The sequence below is a fragment of the Sporosarcina saromensis genome, from assembly GCF_033253735.1.
GTDB classification, from domain to species: Bacteria; Bacillota; Bacilli; order Bacillales_A; family Planococcaceae; genus Sporosarcina; species Sporosarcina saromensis.
In genome coordinates this window covers 1-26,007 of the sequence record NZ_JAUBDI010000031.1, presented here as the reverse complement: position 1 = coordinate 26,007, position 26,007 = coordinate 1, and the positions used below count along the sequence as shown (strand labels likewise).

Annotated in this window: 27 protein-coding genes and 6 tRNA genes; 28 read left to right on the top strand and 5 right to left on the bottom strand. The window is 42.7% G+C overall.

The features are described from left to right. Positions 1–314 precede the first annotated feature (314 nt). From QT711_RS18705 to QT711_RS18695, 3 genes are all read right to left on the bottom strand, one after another. Positions 315–2,714 (bottom strand): heavy metal translocating P-type ATPase, encoded by a 2,400-nt coding sequence (locus QT711_RS18705; RefSeq protein ID WP_317946765.1) that lies wholly within the window; start codon positions 2,712–2,714, stop codon positions 315–317. A gap of 80 nt (positions 2,715–2,794) precedes the next feature. Next, a complete protein-coding gene (gene copZ, locus QT711_RS18700; RefSeq protein ID WP_317946764.1) occupies positions 2,795–3,004 on the bottom strand; it encodes a copper chaperone CopZ in 210 nt (69 codons plus the stop codon). Positions 3,005–3,018: 14 nt separating this feature from the next. Next, positions 3,019–3,330, bottom strand: coding sequence for a metal-sensitive transcriptional regulator (locus QT711_RS18695; protein WP_317946766.1), 312 nt, complete (start codon positions 3,328–3,330; stop codon positions 3,019–3,021). A 349-nt stretch (positions 3,331–3,679) separates the two neighbouring features. Here QT711_RS18695 and QT711_RS18690 point away from each other — a divergent pair, with 349 nt between their 5' ends. After that, on the top strand, positions 3,680–3,820 hold the full coding sequence (locus QT711_RS18690; RefSeq protein WP_317946763.1) for an Lmo0850 family protein: 141 nt from the start codon (positions 3,680–3,682) through the stop codon (positions 3,818–3,820). A 162-nt stretch (positions 3,821–3,982) separates the two neighbouring features. On the opposite strand, the gene QT711_RS18685 is transcribed toward QT711_RS18690, so the two are convergent. After that, on the bottom strand, positions 3,983–5,164 hold the full coding sequence (locus QT711_RS18685; RefSeq protein WP_317946762.1) for an FtsW/RodA/SpoVE family cell cycle protein: 1,182 nt from the start codon (positions 5,162–5,164) through the stop codon (positions 3,983–3,985). A 477-nt stretch (positions 5,165–5,641) separates the two neighbouring features. Here QT711_RS18685 and QT711_RS18680 point away from each other — a divergent pair, with 477 nt between their 5' ends. The 6 genes from QT711_RS18680 to QT711_RS18655 all read left to right on the top strand — a co-directional run bounded on the left by QT711_RS18680 (position 5,642) and on the right by QT711_RS18655 (position 12,745). Continuing rightward, positions 5,642–6,706, top strand: coding sequence for a D-alanine--D-alanine ligase (locus tag QT711_RS18680; protein WP_317946761.1), 1,065 nt, complete (start codon positions 5,642–5,644; stop codon positions 6,704–6,706). A gap of 12 nt (positions 6,707–6,718) precedes the next feature. Then, positions 6,719–8,092 (top strand): UDP-N-acetylmuramoyl-tripeptide--D-alanyl-D-alanine ligase, encoded by a 1,374-nt coding sequence (locus tag QT711_RS18675; protein ID WP_317946760.1) that lies wholly within the window; start codon positions 6,719–6,721, stop codon positions 8,090–8,092. Next, positions 8,089–8,781, top strand: a complete 693-nt coding sequence (locus QT711_RS18670) for an alpha/beta hydrolase (RefSeq protein ID WP_317946759.1) — start codon at positions 8,089–8,091, stop codon at positions 8,779–8,781. Before QT711_RS18675 ends, QT711_RS18670 begins: the two co-directional genes overlap by 4 nt. Before the next feature lie 359 nt (positions 8,782–9,140). Next, positions 9,141–10,622, top strand: a complete 1,482-nt coding sequence (locus QT711_RS18665; RefSeq protein WP_317946758.1) for a DEAD/DEAH box helicase — start codon at positions 9,141–9,143, stop codon at positions 10,620–10,622. A gap of 115 nt (positions 10,623–10,737) precedes the next feature. Then, positions 10,738–11,217: a PH domain-containing protein gene (locus QT711_RS18660; RefSeq protein ID WP_317946757.1), complete on the top strand. Its 480-nt coding sequence runs from the start codon at positions 10,738–10,740 to the stop codon at positions 11,215–11,217. Further along, positions 11,210–12,745, top strand: a complete 1,536-nt coding sequence (locus QT711_RS18655) for a PH domain-containing protein (RefSeq protein WP_317946756.1) — start codon at positions 11,210–11,212, stop codon at positions 12,743–12,745. The genes QT711_RS18660 and QT711_RS18655 overlap by 8 nt, the downstream gene beginning before the upstream one ends. 43 nt (positions 12,746–12,788) lie before the next feature. Here the strand turns inward: QT711_RS18655 and QT711_RS18650 are convergent, their stop codons facing one another. Beyond that, a complete protein-coding gene (locus QT711_RS18650; RefSeq protein ID WP_317946755.1) occupies positions 12,789–13,391 on the bottom strand; it encodes a rhomboid family intramembrane serine protease in 603 nt (200 codons plus the stop codon). Between the two features lie 83 nt (positions 13,392–13,474). Here QT711_RS18650 and acpS point away from each other — a divergent pair, with 83 nt between their 5' ends. The 21 genes from acpS (at position 13,475) to QT711_RS18545 (ending at position 25,745) form a co-directional block, all read left to right on the top strand. Further along, on the top strand, positions 13,475–13,828 hold the full coding sequence (gene acpS / locus QT711_RS18645) for a holo-ACP synthase (RefSeq protein ID WP_317946754.1): 354 nt from the start codon (positions 13,475–13,477) through the stop codon (positions 13,826–13,828). A gap of 86 nt (positions 13,829–13,914) precedes the next feature. Further along, positions 13,915–14,922, top strand: a complete 1,008-nt coding sequence (locus QT711_RS18640) for a LolA family protein (RefSeq protein ID WP_317946753.1) — start codon at positions 13,915–13,917, stop codon at positions 14,920–14,922. Positions 14,923–14,989: 67 nt separating this feature from the next. Then, positions 14,990–16,102 carry an alanine racemase gene (gene alr / locus QT711_RS18635; protein ID WP_317946752.1) on the top strand — a complete coding sequence of 371 codons (1,113 nt, stop codon included), beginning with the start codon at positions 14,990–14,992 and terminating at the stop codon, positions 16,100–16,102. A 170-nt stretch (positions 16,103–16,272) separates the two neighbouring features. Beyond that, positions 16,273–16,551: a transcriptional regulator gene (locus QT711_RS18630; protein WP_317946751.1), complete on the top strand. Its 279-nt coding sequence runs from the start codon at positions 16,273–16,275 to the stop codon at positions 16,549–16,551. 4 nt (positions 16,552–16,555) lie between these two features. Further along, positions 16,556–16,906, top strand: a complete 351-nt coding sequence (locus QT711_RS18625; RefSeq protein WP_317946750.1) for a type II toxin-antitoxin system PemK/MazF family toxin — start codon at positions 16,556–16,558, stop codon at positions 16,904–16,906. 138 nt (positions 16,907–17,044) lie between these two features. After that, on the top strand, positions 17,045–17,875 hold the full coding sequence (locus tag QT711_RS18620) for an RsbT co-antagonist protein RsbRA (protein WP_317946749.1): 831 nt from the start codon (positions 17,045–17,047) through the stop codon (positions 17,873–17,875). Further along, positions 17,872–18,234 (top strand): STAS domain-containing protein, encoded by a 363-nt coding sequence (locus tag QT711_RS18615; RefSeq protein WP_317946748.1) that lies wholly within the window; start codon positions 17,872–17,874, stop codon positions 18,232–18,234. The genes QT711_RS18620 and QT711_RS18615 overlap by 4 nt, the downstream gene beginning before the upstream one ends. Before the next feature lie 2 nt (positions 18,235–18,236). After that, positions 18,237–18,638, top strand: coding sequence for an anti-sigma regulatory factor (locus QT711_RS18610; protein WP_317946746.1), 402 nt, complete (start codon positions 18,237–18,239; stop codon positions 18,636–18,638). A gap of 15 nt (positions 18,639–18,653) precedes the next feature. Beyond that, positions 18,654–19,658 carry a PP2C family protein-serine/threonine phosphatase gene (locus QT711_RS18605; protein WP_317946744.1) on the top strand — a complete coding sequence of 335 codons (1,005 nt, stop codon included), beginning with the start codon at positions 18,654–18,656 and terminating at the stop codon, positions 19,656–19,658. 78 nt (positions 19,659–19,736) lie between these two features. After that, on the top strand, positions 19,737–20,078 hold the full coding sequence (locus QT711_RS18600; protein ID WP_317946743.1) for an anti-sigma factor antagonist: 342 nt from the start codon (positions 19,737–19,739) through the stop codon (positions 20,076–20,078). After that, positions 20,065–20,541: an anti-sigma B factor RsbW gene (rsbW, locus tag QT711_RS18595; RefSeq protein WP_317946741.1), complete on the top strand. Its 477-nt coding sequence runs from the start codon at positions 20,065–20,067 to the stop codon at positions 20,539–20,541. Before QT711_RS18600 ends, rsbW begins: the two co-directional genes overlap by 14 nt. Next, on the top strand, positions 20,516–21,301 hold the full coding sequence (gene sigB, locus QT711_RS18590) for an RNA polymerase sigma factor SigB (RefSeq protein ID WP_317946739.1): 786 nt from the start codon (positions 20,516–20,518) through the stop codon (positions 21,299–21,301). The genes rsbW and sigB overlap by 26 nt, the downstream gene beginning before the upstream one ends. Beyond that, complete coding sequence (locus tag QT711_RS18585; RefSeq protein WP_317946737.1) at positions 21,301–21,897, top strand: PP2C family serine/threonine-protein phosphatase; 597 nt, start codon at positions 21,301–21,303, stop codon at positions 21,895–21,897. Before sigB ends, QT711_RS18585 begins: the two co-directional genes overlap by 1 nt. Positions 21,898–21,994: 97 nt before the next feature. After that, entirely contained in the window at positions 21,995–24,154 is a 2,160-nt protein-coding gene (locus QT711_RS18580) for a Tex family protein (protein ID WP_398296381.1), read from the top strand. 21 nt (positions 24,155–24,175) lie between these two features. Then, a complete protein-coding gene (locus QT711_RS18575) occupies positions 24,176–24,625 on the top strand; it encodes a SprT family protein (RefSeq protein ID WP_317946733.1) in 450 nt (149 codons plus the stop codon). Between the two features lie 167 nt (positions 24,626–24,792). Continuing rightward, positions 24,793–24,867, top strand: a tRNA-Glu gene (locus tag QT711_RS18570). Positions 24,868–24,943: 76 nt separating this feature from the next. Next, positions 24,944–25,018 (top strand) — tRNA-Gln (locus tag QT711_RS18565). A 315-nt stretch (positions 25,019–25,333) separates the two neighbouring features. Further along, a tRNA-Lys gene (locus tag QT711_RS18560) sits at positions 25,334–25,409 on the top strand. Between the two features lie 65 nt (positions 25,410–25,474). Beyond that, positions 25,475–25,561: transfer RNA gene (locus QT711_RS18555), tRNA-Leu, on the top strand. A 16-nt stretch (positions 25,562–25,577) separates the two neighbouring features. After that, positions 25,578–25,654, top strand: a tRNA-Arg gene (locus QT711_RS18550). A 17-nt stretch (positions 25,655–25,671) separates the two neighbouring features. Then, a tRNA-Gly gene (locus QT711_RS18545) sits at positions 25,672–25,745 on the top strand. Positions 25,746–26,007 lie beyond the last annotated feature (262 nt).

The window sequence follows — 26,007 nt, the reverse complement described above, 5'->3', positions numbered from 1 at the left end:
ATTAGAAAAGAGATTATCGATTATACTAGACATAGATAGTGCATCCTCCTTGGTTTTTGTAGTGATTAACCTTGAGGATGCCCTATCTTTTTTGTGTTTACACAGACTATTGTACGTCACCGACTCATGCGTCGATAACTCCGCTAAACGCCGCATACTTCCTTGAAACGCGGCATAACTCTGCCAAATGCCGCATACTTCGCTCAAACGCCGCATATTTCGCTGAAACGCCGCATAACTTCGCTCTAATGCCGCATAACTCCACCAAAAAAAATCCCCTCACCAATAAAGCCGGCAAGGGGATGTCATCTTCATCATCTCAATTTCACACGTTGCAAACGCAATGCATTTAAGACAACCGATACGGAACTGAATGCCATCGCTGCACCTGCTACCCATGGTGCCAATAAACCGGCGGCGGCAATCGGAATACCGATTGAATTATAAGCGAGCGCCCAAAACAAGTTCTGTTTAATGTTCTTCACTGTTAAACGACTCATGCGAATCGTATCCGCCACACGCAGTAAATCTCCGTGCATTAAAGTGACGTCAGCCGCTTCCATGGCAACCGCTGTTCCTGTGCCCATCGCCATGCCGATATCCGCAACGGCGAGTGCAGGGGCATCATTGATCCCGTCACCGACCATCGCGACACGCTTTCCTTCAGCTTGCAACGAGGCGACAATTTCCGCTTTACCCTCCGGCAAAACACCTGCGTAGACGTGATCCACACCTGCCATAGCGGCAATCGCTTTAGCAGTTCTTTCTTGGTCGCCTGTCAACATGATCACATTGAGCCCTAACGCATGCAGTTCCTGAATCGCTTGTTTTGACGTCTCTTTCAACGTATCGGCAACAGCGATTGTTGCAACGTGCACGCCGTTCATGGCCATATACATGACGGTTTTCCCTTCGTTTTCCAATGGGGCTGCATCAGAAATTGAAGGGTCCATCTCAATTGCCTGATCCGCTAACAGTTTCCGCGTTCCCATCCAAACAGTCGAACCACGGACGACACTATAAATACCGTGACCTGGTATCGCTTCAAACTTTTCAACATTTGGAATATCACCAACTGTATCCAATCCAAAAGAAGTAATTGCTTTTGCGACAGGATGTTCTGAATCACTTTCTGCTGCTGCCGCTAACGCAACAAGACGGTCCTTGTCTCTGCCATGCGCAACGAGAAAATCCGTTACTTCAGGTACACCTTTTGTTATTGTTCCGGTCTTATCCAATACGACTGTGTCAATCGCTTTCGTCTGTTCCATCGCTTCAGCCGTTTTGAATAAAACCCCTTGTTCAGCCGCGCGCCCAGAACCCGCCATAATGGAAGTCGGTGTCGCCAAACCAAGCGCACATGGACAAGCAATGACTAATACAGCAATCATTGCTGTTAACGCTTGAGCAAAATCACCAGGTGTCACGGCAAAATACCAAACGAGGAAAGTGACAACCGCAATCCCGACAACAATCGGTACAAATACGCCTGATATTTGATCGGCGAGTCGTTGAATGGGTGCTTTAGACCCCTGTGCTTCTTCGACAACACGAATAATCGTCGATAGCATTGTGTCCTTTCCAATCTTACTTGCACGAACTCTTAAAGAACCGTTTGCATTGACAGTTGCGGCGTAGACAACATCGTCAACTGTTTTTTCCACTGGAAGACTCTCTCCTGTAAGCATTGATTCATCTACGGCAGATTCACCTGATACGACCTCAGCATCGACCGGAATGGATGCCCCTGGGCGGATGACGAGAATATCCCCGATTTGTACATCCCCAATTGGAATTTCGACAACACTTCCATCTTTTTCAACGAGCGCCATCGTAGGTTGTAAGCCCATAAGCTTTTTTATCGCATCTGACGAACGGCCTTTTGCACGCGCCTCAAACAATTTTCCAAGTAAAATCAGTGTAATTAAAACGGCGCTTGTTTCAAAATAAAGGCCATGCGTCGAGTCGATTAACACTAAATAGACAGAGTAGAAGTATGCTGCAGATGTTCCGAGTGCGACAAGCACATCCATATTTGCGCTTTTATTGCGCAGTGCAAAGTATGCTCCTTCATAGAAAATCCACCCAATGCCAAACTGGACGGGAGTAGCTAAGAACCATTGTACATAGGGGTTCATGAGCCAGTCTGGAACAGGCATCCATGACGTAAATGAAAAATGAGCGAACATCGTCCAAAGAAGAGGGAAGGAGAGGAGAGCGGAAACATAAAAGAGGCGTGTCTTCTGCTTAATCTCTTTTTGGCGATGATCCTCTGAGCCTTCGGGAATTTCGTTTTTCAATGCAGCGTCATAGCCTAAACGCTTAATTTTATCAATAATTTCAGCTGAACGAATGACAGTTGGATCATACTCGACTTTGCCAGTCTCCAATGCCAAGTTAATTGCTGCCTTTTGCACGCCTTCCATTCGGGATAATCCCTTTTCAATCCGTGTCGAACAGGCAGCACAAGTCATTCCTGAAATTTGTAAATCAACTTCTTCTTTTACGGTATCATATCCGAGTGAACGAATCTTTTCTTGAATTGCTTGGCTATCGGTTAACTCCGTATCGAATGAAACAGCTGCTTTTTCAGTAGCAAAATTTACAGTGGCGGACTTCACACCATCCAAGCGTTGCAACCCTTTCTCAATCCGATTCGCACATGCACTACAAGTCATGCCCGTAATCGCAATGTCTTTTTTCACTTCAGTCAATGACAACACCTTCTTTCTAACAAACTAATATAGGGGTAGGGGGTATGTTGGAGCGCGAAAGAAACTGCGGAAATCCGCAGTTAGGCAACATCGTATCCTTGGTCTTCAATCGTTTCCGTAATTTCTTTTACACTAATTTGACCTTGTTCGAAAGTTACTTCAACCGTTCCCGCTTTTAAGTCCACTTGGACAGCGTTGACTCCATCTAATTTGCCGACACTCTCTTCCACTGCTTTTACGCAATGTCCACAAGACATACCTTTTACGTGTAATACTGTATTTTCTGCCATGAATAAGTTCCTCCTTATTTTCGCATCAATTTTGTCATCGTAATTAACAGTTCATCCAGCACTTCATCATCGCCTTCTGCTAGACGATCTTTGACACAGCCTTTTAGATGGCCGTCCAGTAGAACTTTAGCAACGCTATTAAGTGCTGATTGAGTCGCAGACAATTGGGTAATAATATCATCACAATAAACATCTGTCTCAACCATCCCTTTAATGCCTCGAATCTGTCCTTCGATTCGATTCAAGCGATGGATTAAATTCGTCTTCACACTATCGGGATGATGACTTTTTCTGCAGGACTCTTCTAACGTACTATCATTGTTCATCAGATCTTTCGTCAAACTCATGCCTCCTCCACTACTTGCATCATAATATACCTATAAGGGGTATGTCAACCGAGACAAACGCATAGTAAAAATAAGTTTTACTAATTTCTGTTCAATGCGTTTGATGAGCGAAACAATTGGGCAAATAAAAAACATGAAGTGGTATTTTACGGAATGTGTATAAAGTATTTACAAAAAATCTATAATTGTAACATAAATGAAAGATTTAAAAGTGGACAGGAGTGGTATAATGTGTATAGATGAAGAATGGAATGAATTTCTTAACCATATTGAAACTTTCCATTGCACAATTACGTCAACAACATATAGAAAGGTCGAGGTGGAATAGATGGCGAACGAGAAAGTTGATTTAAAGAAAATCATCTCCAACTTGGCGAAGTTGGGTGTTTCGGCAACTGCAACGAAATCCCGTCTAGACATGCTGAAAGCCCTCGCGCCACCTGCAAGTGACCCACAAATACAGTCATAACGGAAAGCTCCCACATAACGTCGGGAGCTTTTCTTTTTTTTCTAATGTAAGAAGGTGCTTGTCCAATTGTATTCTACAGCTGCCATGATTTATGACTGTTTCGCCAGTTACTATTTTGAAGAGAAAAAAACACTCACACCAGTGAGCGGTGTGAGCGTTCAATTAATCCTCATCATCTGAACTGAACATATACGTCCGATGGTGGAATTTCATACTAAAAACGAGGCCGATTGCAAGCATGTTCCCCATCAGTGAACTTCCGCCATAGCTGATGAAAGGCAATGGAATACCAGTGATCGGCAACAGTTGAATCGTCATGCCGATGTTTTCGAACACATGAAAAGTAATCATAGCGATAATACCCGCACAAATATACGTACTGAACATATCTTTTAATTCTAATGTGATTTTCGTCATATGATAGATTAGGAAGAAATAAAGACAGATGACAAGACTTGCCCCAATGAAACCCCAGTCTTCCCCGATTGTACTAAAGATGAAATCGGTATGGCTTTCAGGCACATATACTTCACGTCCTTGGAATCCTTTCCCGAAAATCTCGCCCGAACCGATAGCGTTTAACGAACTGATCAAGTTATGGCCTTCGTTTGAAGCGTACGAATAGGGGTCCACCCAAGAATAAATTCGCTCAAAGTGATAGGGTTTCGCCCCAAATTTCGCGAGAAACTCCTGTGCATACAAAGCCATCCATAATAAAGTCAATCCAAGCGCAGCCGTTCCAGTGAAAATCGGTAATATTATGCGCCATGATATCCCGGCAACAATGATTAACGCAATCGTGATAGCAATAAACACTAAACTTGTTCCTAAATCGGGTTGCTGCATTATGAAGAATAACGGGATGAAGAGAATGACGGCAATTTTTCCAAGTAAGAGAAAATCAGTTTGTATGGTCTTCTCCACATATCGCTCGTGATGCTTTGTGATAGCACGCGCTAACCCGATAATGAAGAACGTTTTCATGAATTCAGCGGGTTGGATACTACCGAGTTTTGGTATGTGAATCCAACTTTTCGCTCCGTTACGAGGCTCAACAATTGATAAACTGTCAGGTAATATGAACAACGTGAATAAGAGTAAAATCCCGCCTCCATAAATAATCCATGCAGCTTTTTTATATTGTTCAGGTTCTAAATACATCGTAATCGCGATGATGACACAGCCTACAACATACCATTGGATTTGAGAAGGTATAAAGTTCGTTTTGTATTGTCCTGTAGTTTGAGCAGAGGCGATTGCAATAATACTAATGACGCCGAACAGCATTAATATGAATGCAAGTGTCCAGTCAAAACGTTCTACAGGTTTCTGATCTATTTTCATTCAATTCACCTATTTAACAGTTAGTGTTAGTTTTGTAGAAACCAATGACTATTATAACGGATAATGTGTCGTTTGTACGCATTTATTACGAATCAAAGTAGGATGAATCCAAAGTAGGGAGTCGATGTGTGCACGATACGCGGAAAAAAGAGTTCACACGCCCACAGTGATGAAAAAGTGACTTGGAAATAATGTTTACAATGTGCATACACATACTTATAAAGGGCTCTTGAAATGTAAGTATACAGGAAACAAGGAGAGGTACCTGTCTCCTACTTGACGCATTCCATCGTAGAAGGTTGCCGACAGACAATGCACGTAGCTATCCATTTGAAAGATACATCTTGAATTTAAAAAAGCAATCGTATGGTGTTTTTAGAAAACTTCCGATCTGTTCACTGAGGGGAAATTTGTCGAGAAGCAATGGTTTTCATGGTAAACTGAAAGAATGAAATCTAATGTGAGCGAGGGATCTAGATGAAAAGAAAACTAGGGTTAGTATATGGTGGGAAATCCGCTGAGCATGAAGTATCCCTATCGACAGCAAGAGCTGTGACACATGCAATTGATTATCGTAAATACGAAGTGATTCCAGTATATATAACATACGATGGTGAGTGGAGAAAAGGGGAAGCATTAGCAGGTCCGGCTGAAACGATTGAACAGTTGCGTTTAACACGTGACGAATCTAAGCCTGATAGCATTCAGGACTTTTTAAATAACAATGGAACACCTGACATCATTCTTCCTTTATTGCACGGAACGAATGGAGAGGATGGTACGGTTCAGGGCTTTTTTGAAGTGATGAATATACCGTATGTCGGAAACGGAGTACTTGCCTCTTCGGCAGGTATGGATAAAGTCGTCATGAAACAGCTATTTGCACATGTCGGCTTGAAACAAGTTCCTTACGTGCACTTCATTCGTACACAATGGCAAAAAGACCGACAATTGTTGATTGATAAAATGGAGCAAGAGTTGTCGTTCCCAATGTTCGTAAAACCTGCAAATCTCGGTTCAAGTGTTGGCATTAGCAAAGCAGTCGACCACGACAGCCTTGTAAAAGCGGTCGATTTCGCCTTGAAATTTGATCGTAAAATTATTGTGGAACAAGGGATTACAGCACGTGAAGTTGAGGTAAGTGTATTAGGGAACGATGAACCAAGCTGTTCCGTCCTTGGAGAAATTAAACCTGTCGCCGCGTTTTATGACTATGAAGCGAAATACCAAGATGGCAGTACGGAGTTGTTAATACCGGCACCTGTCACAGATGGCGTGGAAAAAACGCTTAAAGAGATGGCAATCCGTGCGTTCAAAGTGCTCGATTGTGCAGGACTAGTACGTGCTGATTTCTTCGTAACCGAACAAAACGAAGTGCTCATCAATGAAGTGAACACGATGCCTGGCTTTACGCCAACGAGTATGTTCCCGTTATTATGGCAACATTCTGGTCTGTCGTATCCGGAATTGATCAATCGGTTAATCGAACTGGCGATTGAGCGCCATGAAGAAAAGAAAAAAATACAATATACAATGGATTGAGTGTGATGAACCGTGAAAAGACGTTTAACTGAATTAGCTGGTTGGCTTCAAGCAGAAGGACAATTAATGGATGATGTTCTCGTTACAGGTGCATCCATTGATTCACGAACGGTATCACCTGGTGATTTGTTCATTCCGTTTCGTGGAGAGCAAGTGAACGGCCATCAATATGTGCAACAAGCGATTGAAAAAGGTGCGGTTGCCGCGTTATGGATGAAAGACGAACCCAATGCGCCGACTACAATCCCACTCCTGTTCGTTGACGATCCTGAACAGGCACTTCAACAGCTTGCACGCGCTTTTCGGAAAGAATTGACGTGTAAGTTCATCGGAATTACCGGTTCAAATGGAAAGACTTCGACGAAAGATTTAATGGCTAGTGCGCTTGCACCGTATTTTAATGTGCAAAAAACGGAAGGGAATTTTAACAATGAATTAGGGCTACCGTTAACAATCCTCAATTTAAAGGAAGATACGGAAATTGCGGTCTTGGAGATGGGTATGAGTGATTTTGGAGAGATCTCCTTTCTATCCACCTTGGCAGAGCCGCATTATGTAGTCATTACAAATATTGGCGAAGCCCATTTGCAAGATTTAGGTTCTCGTGAAGGCATCGCTAAGGCGAAATTTGAAATTATCGATGGCTTGCAGAAAGGCGGAAAGCTTTTCTATGACGGTGACGAACCGTTGTTGCAAACGCTTGTTGACCAAACACCAGAACTAGAAGCGGTGTCATTTGGATACGGACAATCAAATGATCTAGCTATTACAGAAATCATTTCTGGTGATACCGGCAGTCAATTTACCGTCGCTGGAGTACTTAGCGGCAGTTTTACAATCCCTGTGTATGGTGCACACCAAGTGAAAAATGCATTGGCGGCAATTTTGGTGTCAAACGAGTTGCGGCTAGACGGTAAACAAATTGCTTCTGCGCTCATGCAGTCCAAACTAACGGATATGCGGATGCAACCAATCGTAGCGGATAACGGAGCGCTTCTCATCAATGATGCATACAATGCTGCACCAACATCTATGCAGGCAGCATTGCAGTTTTTACACGAAACATCCCTGCGCTCTAAAAAATGGGCGGTATTGGGTGATATGCTTGAACTTGGTGACAATGAACGTCATTACCACGAATCAATTGCAGAACAGTTACGCACAATAGAACTTGAAGGAATCCTTCTATATGGTCCGCGAATGAAATGGCTATATGAAGAGCTGCAAAATAACGGGGAACAAACAACGGTAGTTTGGTCAGAAAACCAATATGAACCATTAATTGAGAAGCTGCAATCCTTAACAGATGAACAATCGATTGTATTGTTCAAAGGCTCAAGAGGAATGGCGCTTGAAACAATCGTAAAGGCATTAGAAAAGCAATGAAAACGGGTGTCCTTTTTCTTCATGGATTCACCGGCGGACCTTTTGAAGTCCGACCGTTTATGAATTATTTGAAGGATCTGACGGACTGGACGCTAGCAGTACCCGTTTTACCTGGCCATGATTTCCCGCTGGACTTGAAGAACGTTTCGGCGGAATCGTGGATGATGGAAGCAGAACTTGCGCTGAACAAGTTACGTAAACAAGTGGATCGGGTAATTGTTGTCGGTTTCTCAATGGGTGGGCTCATTGCAATCTACTTGGCGTTACGCTATCCAATCGATAAACTTGTCCTATTAAGTGCAGCTGCAAAATACATTAGCCCGAAAATTCTCATCGAAGATGCTGCAATCATGCTAGCGGAATCGGTGACGAAGAAATACCCGCCGAACACATTTTATCACTTGTATGAATACAAATTACGGCATACGCCACTCCATGCAACAAAGGAGTTTCTACGTCTTGTGAAGATGGTGGAGCCGTATTATTCAAAAGTGACGACGCCTGTTTGTGTCGTTCAAGGGAAAAAAGATGGGATTGTTCCTTTCGCTACTGGAGACCATCTCCTTAAAGCGCTAGGCTCGTCCAAAAAGCAATTGATCGTTTCAGATAAAGGAAAACATCACATTTGTTATAGCGATGATTGCCAAGATTGGTTTACGAAAGTGTACACGTTTATGTGTCAGGAATAAGACAGGAATCTGATTATTACTATTAATGCTATATCATTGCGGATGGTCCGCAGACATGGTAAACTACTATGAGTATTGGATACATTTACACGAGACTCTTCCGGTGGCGAAGAGTACTTTTTTTTGAATAAAACGATTTTTCACCTAATCACAGGGATGAATCGATCGGCAAAGACCAGCTTCCTTTTCAACTATAACCTCTGATTTTATACGAAGTTCGATGAAGAGCTTCTGCCCACTCCAGAGTATGCAAAAATATCGGAAACGTTCCCATAGAAGTTAAAGGCTCGAATTTGCCGTGCTTTCATTTGCAAATGTAACCAATTGCTAAATGAAGAAACCAAAGGAGATTGAGAAGTTTGACGAAATTTTCAGAACTTAATATTAGTGAGTCTACACAAAACGCTCTAACGCGTATGGGATTTGAAGAAGCGACACCTATTCAAGAAAGCACAATTACATTTGGTATGGAAGGTAAAGATGTAATTGGTCAAGCACAAACCGGAACAGGAAAAACAGCTGCATTCGGTATTCCGCTAATTGAAAAAGTCGATGTAAACAACCCGTCCGTTCAAGCGCTTGTAATCGCGCCTACACGAGAATTGGCGATTCAAGTATCTGAAGAACTATATAAAATTGGATACGGAAAACGCGCTCGTGTATTGACTGTGTATGGTGGCCAAGAAATTGGTCGGCAAATTCGAGCTTTACGCAACAACCCGCAAATCGTTGTTGGGACTCCAGGACGTATCTTAGACCACATTAATCGTAGAACATTGAAGTTAAGCAACGTTCAAACACTTGTATTGGACGAAGCGGATGAAATGTTGAACATGGGCTTCATTGAGGACATTAACACGATTTTGGCTGCTGTACCTGCTGAGCGCCAAACGCTCTTGTTCTCGGCTACAATGCCTCCAGCAATCCGTAAAATTGCAGAAACGTTCATGAAAGATCCAGAAATCGTAAAAATCAAGTCCAAAGAGATGACGGTAGAAAACATTGACCAATATTTCGTAAAAGCACATGAAAGAGAAAAGTTTGACGTGCTTTCCCGTCTATTGAACGTTCACCAGCCGGAATTGGCAATCGTTTTCGGACGTACAAAACGTCGTGTCGATGAGCTTTCTCACGCATTAAGCATTCGTGGATACCTTGCAGAAGGCATTCATGGTGATTTGACGCAAGCGAAACGTATGTCAGTTCTTCGTCAATTCAAAGAAAATAAAATTGATGTATTAGTGGCGACTGACGTTGCTGCTCGTGGTTTGGATATTTCTGGCGTAACACATGTTTACAACTTTGATATTCCACAAGACCCTGAAAGCTACGTACACCGTATTGGCCGTACAGGTCGTGCGGGTAAGAGTGGAATGGCAGTTACTTTTGTAACGCCACGTGAGATGGGGTATTTACGTGTTGTTGAAGAAACAACGAAAAAGCGTATGACACCACTACAACCACCAACAGAGGACGAGGCTTTGATCGGTCAACAACGCGTTGCGATGGAGCAGTTGAAAGAAGTTCTTGCGAAAAACGAATTAAATGACTACTTGCCATTAGCGGCTGAGCTTCTTGAAAACTTCGAAGCAAAAGATATCGTGGCGGCAGCGATTCGTGCATTAACGAACGAGCCGGATGATACACCAGTGAAAATTACGGAAGAGCGTCCATTGCCTACGCGCAAAACGCAATCCCGTGATCGTGGTGGTTACAAAGGTAGCCGTGGCGGCGGTCGATCCTTCGGGGGCGGACGTGGTTATGGTAGCGGCGGTTCTCGTCGTGGAAACCGTGAAGGTGGAAACCGTAGAGACCGTTCAAGAGGAAAATCAGATAGATAATATTCAAGAACCTTGGGAGAAGTGTACACACTCTCCCAAGGTTTTTTTGTGAAAAACGAAACATTATTCTTTGCGCTACGTATACAATAGAAAGATAGAAAGGGGTGTCGGCTCTATGAGAGCACAACCTGCTAATCGGATTTCTCCGAAAGGGTTAAAAGTGTGGCGTCTATATGGCATCATTCAAACGATCATTTTAGCGCTCGTCGCAATCGGTGGTGGAGTACTTGTATACATATTTGACTGGCCTTGGTGGATTTACCTAATAGAAGTGGGTGTCCTCATCGTTTTTGCGTATTTCATGATTTTGTTATTCCCGAAAGTAAGATGGATGCGTTGGCGTTACGAAGTGCGTGAGTCGGAAATTGAACTGCAACACGGACTCTTTGTTGTGAAAAGAACGCTCATTCCGATGGTTCGAGTCCAGCATGTCGATACATCACAAGGACCGATTCTCCGGAAATACGGATTAGCTGAAATATCCATCTCGACAGCGGCAACAGTGCATACAATTCCCGCACTCATCATGGTTGAAGCTGATGAATTGCGAGGCAGGATTTCGGTGCTTGCAAGGGTGGCGGAAGACGATGTCTGAACAGCAACGTTATAAGCTTCACTGGGTATCTGCAATTATTGAAATGTTAAAAACGATGAAAGAAGCAATTTTACCACTTATCGTGCTTGTCTTTGCAAATGGTTGGAAAGACGGCGGAACAGGGCTGTGGTATGTAGATTACTTATCATTCATCATATTTGGAGCGCTCATCATCTTGTTATTCATCAGTGGTGTGATTAAATGGAGGCGATTTGTCTATTGGTTCGAAGACGATGAACTTCGAATAGAATCGGGGCTCTTCGTCAAAAAGAAGCGCTACATTCCGTTTGACCGTATTCAAAGTTTGGACTATACCGAAGGGATTTTTCATCGACCATTCGGACTGGTGAAAGTGAAAGTGGAGACGGCTGGCAGCTCCACTGCAAAACAAGCTGAAGGTGAATTGACTGCCATTACAAAAGAAGCGGCGAAACAGATTGAAATAGAAATGGCGGATGCGAAGAAACGGAAGAAACACGCGCCTCGTGAAGCGGTTGCTGAAGGAGAAGAACTACTTGTAGACTCACCGGTTGAAGAAGAGACATCGGCATTGCGTCAACTCTTCACGATGACGACAAAGGATTTGCTCGTTCTGGCTACTACATCCGGGGGAATCGGTGTCATTCTGTCGGGTGCAGCGATCTTCCTGTCCCAGTTTGGTGAGTTGTTGCCGTATGAGCGTGTATTTGAAGAAGTGTCAGAGTTCATTAAGTTCGGTGTACTCATTGTCGCCATTGTTGTCTTCCTCGGATTACTGGGCGTATGGATTTTGTCAGTAGGGATGACGTTTTTATCTCATTATAACTTTACCGTTTCGATGGATAAGGAAGATATCATCATTACAAGAGGTTTGTTGGAGAAAAAAAGGGTGACGGTCCCGTTGAAACGAATCCAAGGGGTTGTCGTAGTCGAAAACCCTTTGCGCAAACTTTTCGGGTACGCGACTGTGACAATTCATAGTGCAGGGGGCGGCATAAGCGAAAGCTCTAAAATTCATTTATTCCCGCTCATTAAAAAGAAAGAAGTGGAACACCATTTACAGGAAATATTCCCTGAGCTCCATGTGAAAGAGCCGCGGAATAAATTGAGCTTGAAGGGAAGGCCGTTCTATTACCGGATTGACTTCCTATGGATGGCGCCTGTCATCGGCGCACTTATCTATTTCTTTTTCCCGTATGGATTGTTCTCACTGGCGATTGTTCCAGCGGTATTGGCACTTGGTATGTGGCAACATCGCTCGGCGGCCTATGACATCATTGATCACCAATTGACGATGCGTTTTCGAGGCATCAGTTTGCAAACAGCATATATGATGAAAAAGCGGATTCAATCAATGGACATGAAGCAAAGTTATTTTCATCAGCGGAAAGGCGTTGCAACAATCGTGTCTAACGTGAAATCTGGATTAGGTTCATACAGCGCGAATGTGCAACATATGGACGTGGAAGCCGCGGAGAGCATTTTATTGTGGTATGAAAAAGGGAAGTTGCCAAAAGAAGTAGAAGTTGTGGACGCGGAAAGTAGATAAAGAAAAAGGTGGAGAGAGAATAACATTCCCGCTCCACCTTTTTTTATCGCCAGCTAATAATTCTTTTTGGATGAAAATAGCTTAACCCGATGAGGAATCCGACGACGAGACCTGCGATGTGACCGATAATATTGACGTTTGGCTGTAAAAACGTCATGATGACGCTAATGATAATAATGGGCAACATAATTTGGCGCAATTGAGGAAGTGCTTTTTTCGTATAATAGATCAATGCACCGAAAGCACCGAAAATCCCGTAAATTGCACCACTTGCTCCGACATGTGGAATGCTGGAGTCGCCTAAAAAGAAATAAGCGATATTGGCAAAAACGCCAGACAAAAGATAAATCGTTAAAAACCTTGCTTTGCCAGCAACTCGTTCGAGCTCAGGGCCAAATATGAACAAGGAAAACATGTTAAAGAGAAGGTGCGTAATGCCGAAGTGTAGAAACATCGGTGTGAGAAGGCGCCACCATTCTCCATCTGCAATTAGTGGGTTATAGCCCATACCTAAAAAGTACAATTCGCTACTTTGGCGGATTGGCAATCCTGTAATGATATACACAAGGATATTGAGCACGATAATTGCGGTTACAAAAGGATAACGTCGAATGTATTGAGAAAAACTTTCTGTGCGAATAAACATTTTTTCACCTGACCTTTACATTCATTATACAGATTTTTTATCACAAGAAGAAGTGAAAGTGACCAATAAATGGAGTTGTTAATATGATCGAAGGAATTGGACTGGATATTGTAGAGTTGGAACGGATTGCCCGATTGGACGAAAAGTCCGCTAAGTTCCGTGAGCGGATTTTAACCCCAAAAGAGATTGCTCTTTATGCGGCATATTCACCACACCGGAAAGTTGAATTTTTAGCAGGGCGATTCGCAGCAAAGGAAGCGTTTGCCAAAGCGAAAGGTACCGGGATTGGAAGTGAATGCGCATTTAGTGAAATTGAAATCTTAAAAGATTCTTTAGGGAAACCCGTTCTATTTTTCCGCAATCAGGAGGTGACGGGGTTTGTCTCAATTACCCATACGGCAACAGTTGCTGCAGCACAAGTGATTTTGCTGAAATAATTCACGGAAGTGAAACAAGCTCGCATAATTGACTGTCCACTCTCATAAGATGACCTACCCGATTGAAATGAGAAAGGATGAACTGAATGCGCAGCCGAATTTTTGTTTTTATGTTAGTTGCAATCATGGCACTTCTTGCAGCTTGTGGAACACCTTCAAAAGAGAATGTCATGAAAAAGCTCAGTGGTAAATGGAACGAGGCGGAAGGGTATGAGTTGCAAGCGACGATGGAGATCAAAACTGGTTCAGAACCAAGGATGTATGATGTTACCGTATGGCACACGAAGCCTGACTTTTACAAAGTGAATGTGACACAAGGTGGTACGGAAGAGTCCCAAATGATTGTGCGAAATGAAGAAGGGGTATTCGTTATTACACCGTCTCTTGGAAAAACGTATAAGTTCCAAAGCGATTGGCCGACACAAAACAGTATGCCGTACTTAATCGGCACGTTATCCGATGACATTAAAGCGGATAAAAATTCGACAATGGTAGAAAAGGATAAGACGTATGTGTTTGAAACGGCTTCCCGTAACAACCACAAAAAAGTCTTGCCTACCCAACAAATTCATGTCGACAAGAAAACTTTGCTGCCAAAACACGTTTCTGTCATGGATGAAAACAATGAAGAGAAAATTCGGGTGACCTTTAAGAAAATCACATTAGGTGTGGAGCATAAAGCTTCTGATTATGACGTCAAGATGGAAGACATACAAAAAGAGAAAAAACCACAGTCCACTGAAGAAGGCGATGAAACAGGCCTGAAGAAGTTTTACCCGAACCTCAGCTGGGAAGGGACTGTATTAGAAGAAAGTACTGTCGATGTGGAGAATGGAACAAGATCCTTCATGACATTCGGTGGCGGTAGCAAGGAATTCGTTGTTGTGCAAGAGCCTGCTGAGACACCGGAAATGCAAATGGAAGTATCCGTTGAAGGAGATCCGGTCGATCTAGGATTCGCAGTAGCGGCACTGACAGATAACTCAATTCGTTGGGAGCAGGACGGCATAGCGTTCTTTGTTGCCTCGTCAACATTAACGCCAGAGGAACTAATTGAAGTAGCTTCTTCAATGGTTGCGGAAGACAGTAAATAACATTATTTGACGTAGCATGGTCCTAAGATTGATAATATAGAAAATAGTATCTAATCGAGGGATAGCAATGGAGCACATCATGAACTATCGACCAACAAGAGCGTTGATTCAGCTAAACGCGATACAAGAAAACCTGCAGAATCTCAAGCAGTATTTACCTGACCAAACTGGGGTCATAGCTGTTGTGAAAGCAGATGGCTATGGCCACGGTGAGGTTGAAGTGGCACAAGCTGCTATTGAAGCGGGAGCAATGATGGTAGCAGTGGCAACGCCAGATGAAGCGATTCGACTGAGGGAAGGAGGGATCCTTTCGCCAATTTTGGTGATGGGTCCTTCTCCGGTTGAATTCGCGGAAAAAGCGGTGGAATTGGATATTCGCGTTACGGTATCCGATGCAAAGTGGCTGCGAGCAGCTGTTTACGGTACCCAATCCGAAATACCACTGAACATTCATGTGAAAATTGATAGTGGCATGGGGCGCATCGGTCTTCGGGACGAATGTGCACTGAAGGAAATTATTGAAGTCGTTCATGAATCTAGTTCCATTTTAGTGGAAGGGGTATTCACGCATTTTGCTTGTGCGGATGAAGAGAATGCTGAACCGACAATTGAGCAATTTCAAAAGTTTATGGCGTTAGTGGCGGCATTTCCGGAAAAACCGCCAATTGTCCATGCGTCAAACAGTGCAGCAACGCTTTTATATCCGGAGTATGCATTGGATGCTGTCCGCTTTGGCATTAGCTTATACGGGATTGCACCATCGAGTTTTGTCGAATCTAAATTACCTTTTCGGTTACACAGAGCCTTTACATTGGAAACAGAACTTGCTTATGTGAAATACTTGGAAAAAGGTAATCGTATTAGTTATGGAGGTACGTATGAAACGACAGAAGGCGAGTGGATTGGAACCATCCCAATTGGTTATGCAGATGGGTTAAAAAGAGGTTTACGGGGCCAAGAAGTGCTCATTGCTGGTGAACGGATGCCGATTGTTGGAACGATTTGTATGGATCAATGCATGGTGAAGTTGCCGAGGGAACTGCCAATCGGAGAGAAAGTGACGTTGCTTGGTGTGCAAGGTGAGGAAGAGATCACAATGGAAGAATGGGCACTCCGATTAGGAACAATCCCATACGAAATAGCGGTGACCATGTCAAAACGAGTACCGAGAATATATTGAACCTCGAATGGTTATGATGATTACTGTTCCGCCTTTCGACAAATGACCACAAAATTTGAAGATTCTTGTCAATAAAAATCCTACTATGTCTTCTCATTGTCGAACTTCAATGGTAAGATAGATTGGAATAGAATCGATCGAGGGAACGGGGTCTGTCGGAGGTGCTAGAAATGCGAGAGAAAAACGTCAGAAAAATCATTGATAAGATGCCCAAAGAAATAGTAAATGAAATTGAACATACGACCGTCCATCTGGAGCCGGAGCGTGGAGAATTCGTTTATGTTTCAACAAAGCGGTATGTGACGAGTCATGAAGCGGTTAACATCCGTGAAGCGATGATGGTCGGCTACGTTGAAATGTCGCAAATCAACTTAAGAATTGCAAAGGAATGTTTGCATGCGGAGCTCGAAGCCCAGCATACGATGGAACGTCTCGTAAGCGGAGGATGAAAAGTTGGCAATAAAACGTGGAGACGTCTTTTTTGCAGACCTGTCACCTGTCGTTGGTTCCGAACAGGGAGGGACGAGACCGGTACTTGTTATTCAAAATGACATTGGTAACCGGTTTAGCCCCACAGTGATTGTTGCAGCAATCACTGCCCAAATCCAAAAAGCAAAATTGCCGACACATGTTGAAATCGTTGCGGAGCGATACGGGTTCGAGCGGGATTCTGTCATCCTGCTCGAACAAGTCCGCACCATCGACAAGTCAAGGCTTACAGATAAAATTACCCATTTGGATGAATCATTGATGGAGCGGGTTGATGAGGCACTTGAAATCAGTTTTGGTTTAGTCAAATTCTAGAATACATAGTGTAAAAGCACTTCGGAATAGTTTATTCCGGGGTGTTTTTTCTGTATAGTGACCCTAATAGATGTTTCCTTTGTCTTTTTTAGGTACAATAGATAACAGGAATTTTATTTTGAGGAGGCACAGGGACGTATGAACACACTCATGGTCAATAGCATCAATCAACATATGGATGAAATAATAGAAAGATGGATTAAGCGGATGAAAGAAGAAAAAGGGGAACGATTCTTCCATTTCATGCCCGAACATCTAGTGGAGAAAACAAGTCGTGAATTTGCAGAGTTAATGACCACTAATATTCAAGAAAAAGCGACAATTGACGCTGACAAAATCAATGACTTCACAGAAAAAATCGTCCGGTTTGGTTGGGCTATTAAATTTGTAAACAAAGCAATTGATAACTTTTCAAATGTCGTCTTTGAACTGTTGGAAGAGCACGAGATTATTACAAATGAGAACTTGCGAGGTTTCATCACGTTATTCTCAAATTGGATTGACCCTCTACGGGAAAGTATTATCGATGCCTATTCTTCTGAATGGGAACGGACGGTCAGTTTGCAAAAAATTGCGTTACAAGAACTTTCCGCTTCGTTAATACCGGTTGTGGAGAAAATCTCTGTCATGCCTTTAGTCGGTACAATTGACACGGAACGAGCAAAGTTGATCATGGAAAACCTGCTGGAAGGCGTTGTCAGTCAACGAGCGGAAGTTGTTTTATTGGATATAACAGGGGTTCCTGTAGTCGATACGATGGTAGCTCACCATATCATTCAAGCAGCAGATGCAGTTCGGTTAGTCGGAGCGAAATGCATGCTTGTCGGCATACGTCCTGAAATCGCACAAACGATTGTTGCTCTTGGTATTAACTTGCAAGAATTCACTACAAAAAGTACATTGCAACGCGGCATGCAAGCAGCATTGGCAATGACAAATCGTGCAATTGTGGAGGTGGAAGCACAATGAAAACACGTATTCCAATCTTAAAATTGAACCAAGTCCTTATCGTGTCCATTCAATGGGAATTAGATGACCAAACAGCAATCCAGTTTCAAGAGGATCTTTTGAATAAAATGCATGAAACTTCAGCACTTGGCGTTGTCATTGACTTAACGCCAATAGACTTTATTGATTCCTTTATCGCAAAAGTGTTAGGCGACGTCATCAATATGACTGGCTTAATGGGCGCGAAAGTCGTTATTACTGGCATACAGCCAGCCGTTGCGATTACATTGATTGAACTAGGAATCCGATTAAATAATGTCATGACGGCTCTCGATCTAGAAAACGGTTTGGATAAATTAACTAAAGAATTGGAGGCCTGACCATGAACTGTAGGTCTTCTGTAGAGATTATTACGGAATGGGATATCGTTGCTGCAAGACAGTTAGGACGTAACGAAGCAAAGAAGGCCGGTTTCGGGACTGTTGACCAGGCGCGCATTACAACAGCGATCAGTGAACTAGCGAGAAACATTTATTTATATGCCGGACAAGGCAAAATTGAAATTGAGAGAGTTTCTGAAGGTGGTATTTTTGGTATTAAGATCATCGCTTCAGATGAAGGACCAGGAATCGCGGATTTGCGTAAAGTGATGGAAGATGGTTATTCCACGTCTGGCGGTCTCGGTGCAGGGATGCCTGGTGTAAAAAGGCTGATGGATGAATTTAAAGTTGTCTCGGAAGTAGGGGAAGGGACAACTATCACTACAACTAAATGGCTCCATTAAGGGAGGGGGTAGAACATGCCTCAAGAAGTCGGTGTGCAATATAAAGAAATTATGAAAAAATACTTGGAAAGTCAAAGTGAAGAGGACCTCTACGTAGGCCAACAATTCAGCAGGCGCTTTATTGAAAAAAATATAGCGCCTGAAGATGTCATTAGCATTCATAAGAACGCATTGTATGAATTGCATCCACACTTACGAAAGCAAGTATGGGATTCTTTCGATTTCTTGATTGAAATGATGATTCATTACGGATTGACCCTTCGAGAGCATCAAAGTCTCGTGCGAAAACAAGAAGCGATTCAGATGGAAATGAACGTCGCAACGAAAGTTCAAGATACATTACTAAAAACTACCAGTCCAAATGTGCGTGGATTGGATGTTGGTTGGGTTTCAAAACCTGCCCAACAGATGAATGGTGATTACATTTATTTCTTGAATCAAGAACACGCTTCAAGCGTTGCAGTTGCTGATGTTATGGGCAAAGGGATTCCTGCTGCGCTATGCATGTCGATGATTAAATTCGGGATGGATGGTCTCCAATTTGAGAATTCGAGTCCTCGTAATGTATTGGAAACAGTCAACAGGATCGTCGAAAAAGGTGTCGATGATTCCATGTTCATCTCGATGTTCTATGGGAAATTTGATAGTACGAATGGGCATTTCCATTATGCTTCAGCTGGCCATGAACCTGCCTTGTATTTTGATAGTGCAACAAGCAGTTTTGCTGAATTGGACGCTAAAGGCCTTTTGCTCGGTGTGAAAAAGGACGCTTATTATGAAGAACGGTCCATTCCATTAAAAGCTGGGGACTTTGTTGTCATGATGACGGATGGGGTAACAGAATCTCGGACTGAAGAGGGCTTTGTAGAGATGGATACCATCCAACGATTATTGGTGGATGTGAAAAATCTTCCAGCTCAACAAATGGCAGAGCATCTGTACAACGAAATTGGCGGAATGCAAGAGTTCAGGTTAAGTGACGACTTTACTATTGTGATTTTCAAAAAAGAACTAGAATAGGTTTGAAAATTGAAGATCTGGGTATTCAATAAGGTAGGAATAGTATCCAATAGAATTTAGAGAGTCGGGGTGCGAGTTATGAATTTACAAGTTGAGTCATTGGAGAAAAATAGTGTGCAATATTTTAAAGTGGTAGGAGAAATAGATGCTTACACTGCACCAGTGCTGAAAGAACGGTTAGCAACAGTTGAAAATACACAAGGTTTGATTGCCGAACTGGACTTATCGGAAGTGGATTATATGGATAGTACAGGTCTAGGTGTTTTTGTTGGATTTTATAAGGCGGTAACAAGCAATGGTGGTCACGTAAAGATTACAGGATTGAACAGACGATTGCACCGTCTATTTGAAATTACAGGTTTAAGTGAAATTATCGATATTGAAGTGAAGGAAAGTGAGGACAACAATGCAACATTATGATTATATCGAAATTAAGATACCTGCAAAAACGCAATATATCGGTGTTGCCCGTTTGATGATTTCCGGAATTGCGAGTCGTCTCGGATTCACATACGATGATATTGAAGACTTAAAGATTGCATCTAGTGAAGCAATTACAAACGCAGTCCAGCACGCATACCAAGACGGACAAGAAGGCGAAGTAGTTGTTGGATGTGCAATGTACGAAGAGCGCTTGGAAATCATGATTGCAGATCATGGTTCAAGTTTTGATTTTGAGGAAACTAAAAAACATGTCGGACCATATAGCGATGCATCTGAAGAGCGCTTCCTCCGTGAAGGGGGTCTAGGACTTTACTTGATGGAAACGCTCATGGATGAAGTGAAAATTCACCATGAGGAGGGCGTAACGGTCTTTATGACCAAACATCTCGGCGGAGAGCGAGGCGAACAAGAAGATGTCAAACGAACAGCCAACTCATAAGCCGGATACGAAAGAGCAAGTATTAGATTGGATCCGGAAATTTCAAGAGACAAACGACGATGAGGCACAGACAAACTTAGTGCTTCATTATGAAAGACTTGTACACTCCATCGCGCGAAAATATTCCAATGGTAAACCCTATCATGAAGATATCGTACAAGTAGGAATGCTTGGGTTGCTCGGTGCCATCAGAAGATACGATCCTGAACTAGGCAGGAGTTTTGAAGCGTTCGCGGTACCGACAATTGTCGGTGAAATTAAGCGGTTCCTGCGTGATAAAACATGGGCAGTCCACGTGCCGCGACGTATTAAAGAACTTGGTCCCAAGATTAAGTCTGCCGTAGAAATTTTGACGACAGAATTGCAGCGTTCTCCATATGTCAGCGAAATTGCGGAATACTTGGAGACAGAAGAGGAACTAGTGCTCGAAGCGATGGAAATGGGTAGAAGTTATCAAGCACTCTCCATGGATCATACGCTTGAAGCGGATTCTGAAGGCGGAACAGTTACCCTCTTTGATATTATTGGCGAAGCAGATGATGGATTTGAACGAACAGATCACCGTCTTGTGGTGGCAAATGCACTCAGTGTATTGTCAGAACGGGAAAAACAGATCATTCAATATACATACATCGAGCAACTGAGTCAAAAAGAAGCGGGAGAGCGACTGGGCATTTCGCAAATGCATGTATCCAGATTGCAAAGAAAGGCTATCAAGAAACTCCAAGAAGCCATACTGACGGCAGGTGGTGCTTCGTAGTGGAAGAATTTATTAATGAATATGTTGAAGCATACATTTATAACGCAGCTAAACGTGGGAACTCGGAATCAGGAGATACTTACTATATACATGCTGAGAAGGATTACTTCATATGTGCCATAGCAGATGGGTTAGGGAATGGGATTGTAGCCCGCCAATCCGCTGAAATTATCCCACAAGTGTTAGCGGAATATCATCACGAATCACTTGATGAACTGTTAAATCGTTGCAACGAGCATATGGTTCAAAAACGTGGTGCAGCCGTAGCAATTGTTCGGGTGAATTTTGACGAAGGTACAATTGAATACAGTTGTATCGGCAATGTCAGGTTATACATTTTACATGGCCGTGAAAAAATGATTTATCCTCTTCCTGTGATGGGGTATTTATCAGGCAGACCTCAAAAGGTTAAAACACAAAAGTATGAGTATTCGATTGGTGATCTGTTTTTTCTGCATTCCGACGGTGTCACGTTAAATAGTCCGAAGGCGAGTTTGAAACAAAGCGCAAATGCTCGAGAACTGTATAACCAAGTTGAAAAAACGATCGACCCAGGTGATGACGCTACATTTATAGCTGGATGCCTGCTTCAATAATTGAAGCGGGTTTTTTTGTGCTTTGATCATGTAACTTCAATAGGTTCGCATGAATAAAAATGGTAAACTGTTGTTATCGGAAGAAAGGATGAAAACAATGGTTAAAAAGATTATTGAGGCGACGGCCAAAAGGGCGTCGATTAGTACAGTGCAAACAGCAAACGTTATTGCGCTACTTGACGAAGGAAATACAGTGCCGTTCATCGCACGTTACCGAAAAGAAGTGACAGGTTCTCTTGATGAAGTGCAAATTAAACAAATCGAGGATGCCTATCATTATGAAAAAGGACTTGAGCAACGTAAAGAAGAAGTTATCCGTTTAATAGAAGAACAAGGGAAGATGACGGACGATTTGAAGAAAGAAATTCAAAACGCATCAATCCTTCAAAGACTTGAAGATTTGTATCGCCCATATAAACAGAAGAGACGGACCCGTGCCATGATTGCAATTGAAAGTGGCTTGGAACCGCTAGCAGATCAGTTATTGAAGTTTGGACCTGAATCGCCGGAAGTGCTTGCTAAGAAGTTTATTAATGAAGAGAAGAATATTACGACAGTCGAAGAAGCGCTAACGGGTGCACGCGATATTATCGCAGAGCGCATTGCAGATGATGCGAAAATTCGTGATCTCGTCAGAAAGCTTGCGTGGAAAGACGGTCAACTTACCTCATCCATGCGGAAAGGTGCACAAGACGAACGGGGCGTTTATGAAATGTATTACGGCTATGAAGAACCGCTAAAGAAAGTTGTTCCTCATCGAGTTTTAGCGCTCAACCGTGGTGAAAAGGAAGAAGTGCTGCGTGTAGGAATTGCATTTCCTGCAGAGCGGATTGTTACGGGAATCGAGCGGCAGTTCATTATTAAACAGCACGCACCATCTGCTACACAAGTGAAAGAAGCTGCAGAAGATGCATTTAAACGGTTAATCGCACCATCTGTTGAACGGGAAATACGAACCGCCTTGACAGAAAAGGCGGAAACGCAAGCAATCCATGTATTTTCTGAGAACCTGAAAAGCTTATTGTTGCAGGCACCTTTAAAAGGAAGAATGGTCTTAGGTGTCGATCCTGCATTTCGTACAGGTTGCAAACTGGCGGTGATCGATGAGACAGGAAAGATGATCGAGGTATCGGTTGTTTATCCGCATCCTCCGAAGCCGAATACTGAAGCGTCAAAAGCGACGATCTTGTCGTTGCTAAAAAAATATTCGATTCAAATCATCGCAATTGGGAATGGTACAGCATCCCGGGAAACTGAACGTTTCATTGCAGAGTGTATTAAAGAATCCAAACAACCTGTTTCCTATGTAATTGTGAACGAAGCAGGGGCAAGTGTCTATTCAGCTTCCGCCCAAGCACGCGAAGAATTTCCGGATTTGCAAGTTGAACAAAGAAGTGCTGTTTCCATTGCAAGGAGACTTCAAGATCCATTATCTGAGCTTGTTAAAATTGATCCGGAATCGATTGGTGTCGGCCAATATCAGCATGATGTCGCTCGTAAGAAGTTGTCAGAATCACTTTCATTCGTCGTCGAAACGGCAGTAAACCGTGTCGGTGTCAATGTGAATACAGCGTCATCATCGTTGCTGCAATATGTAGCCGGCTTATCAAAATCAGTAGCTGAAAATATTGTAAAAGCACGTGAAGAGCAAGGATTATTTAAAAAGCGAGCGCAGTTAAAGAAAGTCCCAAGACTCGGTGCGAAAACATATGAACAAGCCATTGGTTTCCTGCGTATTCCAGAGGCGGATGATCGATTTGATTCAACAGGTCTCCATCCAGAAAGTTATGAAACAGCGGAAAAAATTCTTGCTATTGCCCAAGTAGACAAAAATACAATCGGTAAACCAGAAGCCGTCGAAGCATTGGCGTCGTTAGATGTTCGAGAATTGTCTGCGAAGCTAGACATTGGTGAAGTCACATTACGAGATATAATCGACACCCTTCAACGACCAAATCGCGACCCGCGGGAAGATTATCCGCAACCGCTATTGAAAGCTGACGTTTTAGACATTAAAGACTTATATGAAGGAATTGAAATGCAAGGAACTGTCCGCAATGTTGTAGACTTCGGAGCTTTTGTAGACATTGGTGTATCGGAAGACGGGTTAGTCCATATCTCGAAACTAAAGAAAGGCTTCGTCAAACATCCACTTGATGTGGTCGCATCAGGCGACATTGTCACCGTATGGGTGGAAAGTGTAGACAAGCAAAAAGGAAGAATCTCGCTGACGATGATTCCGCCAGCGGGAAAATAAAAGCGCGAGGTGGGAGTGAAGATGGAGAGGGACGAACTCCAACAACTCGTCGAACGCATCTCAATTGATACATTTAACAAACCCTTCTTACATGTCGCGAGCTTTAATGCGCGGTTACGCACAACGGGTGGCCGTTATAAATTACGAGAAGGTTCAATCGAAATTAATCCGACAGTACTTCAACTTTATGATGAAGATGAATTAATCGGCATCATTAAACACGAATTATGTCATTACCATTTGCATCAAGAGGGGAAAGGGTATCGCCATGGAGATCAAGATTTTAAACAGCTGCTTCAAGAAACAGATTCTCCAAGGTATTGTAAACCGTTAGGAATGAAAGACGACAAACCTAAAAAGGTTCACGTTTACCAGTGTAGATCCTGTAAGTTGGTGTATGAACGAAGACGAAGAATGGAAGTTCGAAAGTATAGATGTGGGAAATGCGGCGGGCAAATCACCGGAATTTAATGAGTACGAACAACCTTGTAAACCTTTGTTTTAAGGGTTTTGCAAGGTTGTTTTAAATTTCATAGAAAAAAATACATGAAAAGTGTTGACGAATGAACGTGAGGTCTCTATAATAGGAAAAGTCGATTAGGAACGACGACATTCGACAAACAAATAAATTCTAAAATGGCCCCTTGGTCAAGCGGTTAAGACACCGCCCTTTCACGGCGGTAACACGGGTTCGAATCCCGTAGGGGTCACCAACTTTTATGTATAACATTTGATTTTATGACTACATTAAAAGAGTAGCGAATAGCATTTGTATTGTTGATGGATCGTTGGGGTATAGCCAAGCGGTAAGGCAACGGACTTTGACTCCGTCACTCGTTGGTTCGAATCCAGCTACCCCAGCCAAACTTTTTTAACGCTTCACGTTAAAAAAGTTTTGCGAGTAATACCGCAAGGTATTAGGAGCAAATAAGGTTTTAATAAATTAGCTAGTGCTATAAGTAAAGCTAAACAAACAAGGTTTCAATAAATTAGCTAATGCTATAAGCAAAGCCAAACAAACAAGGTTTTAATAAATTAGCTAATGCTATAAGTAAAGCTAAACAAAAAGGTTTTAATAAATCAGCTAACCTGAGCAACTAAAACCGAAATTCAACACCAAGAAGTTTTATTCACGAAAGTATAGAACATATAAGTTCTATATAGTTTCCATTATAAAACGAGCCATTAGCTCAGTTGGTAGAGCATCTGACTTTTAATCAGAGGGTCGCAGGTTCGAATCCTGCATGGCTCACCATTTTCACTAAAAAAACTATTGACATTCTCGCTGAGAGTTGTATAATAAGTTGTGTCGCAAATAATGCGGTAGTGGCGGAATGGCAGACGCGCTAGGTTGAGGGCCTAGTGGGGGTTAACCCCGTGGAGGTTCAAGTCCTCTTTACCGCACCATATATTTTTAATAAGAGCGCCCGTAGCTCAATTGGATAGAGCGTCTGACTACGGATCAGAAGGTTATGGGTTCGACTCCTGTCGGGCGCGCCATATATACAAGATTATACGCGGGTGTAGTTTAGTGGTAAAACCTCAGCCTTCCAAGCTGATGATGAGGGTTCGATTCCCTTCACCCGCTCCATATTTTTTAAAAAACTTCTAAAAAAAACGCTTGACTCTTAAGTTGAGAGATGTTATATTAGAGAAGTCGCTTCTGAACGGAGCGTTCATGAACCTTGAAAACTGAACAGCAAAACGTCAACAAATAAAGTTCTGAAGCAGACTTGTCGGTGAACGAACAACTCGAATCTTCGGATTCAAAATTGACATCTTAAATGATGCCAGCAAGAAATGAGCTATTCATTTTCTTCTTTTATGGAGAGTTTGATCCTGGCTCAGGACGA